Raw genomic sequence first — 307 nt, forward strand, 5'->3', positions numbered from 1 at the left:
GATTTCCAGACCCCAGGACGCCGTCCACTCGGCGCCGGCGGCGCTCATGCCGTCATAGGCGCCGGGACGCTTGAGCGGCCGCCCGGCAGGCAGGCGCTCGTTGGGGAAGGTCATGACGAAGCGGCGGGCGTAGAACTGGCGCGTCGTTTGCCTGAGATACTCGCGGTTGGCGGCGAAGGCGCCGTAGCGGGCGATGTCCATGCCGAAGATGTCGGCCTGCGGCTCGCCATAGATCATCCACTCGGCCAGCGACTTGCCGACGCCGCCGCCCTGGCTGAAGCCGGCCATGACGCCGCAGGCGACCCAG

At 70.0% G+C, this 307-nt stretch carries 1 pseudogene; it reads right to left on the minus strand.

Annotated elements, in window-relative coordinates:
* Positions 1–307: pseudogene (locus EN808_RS35710) on the minus strand (glycine cleavage system protein T); the annotation flags it as partial.

The sequence above is a fragment of the Mesorhizobium sp. M8A.F.Ca.ET.165.01.1.1 genome, assembly GCF_004792065.1.
Lineage (GTDB): Bacteria > Pseudomonadota > Alphaproteobacteria > Rhizobiales > Rhizobiaceae > Mesorhizobium.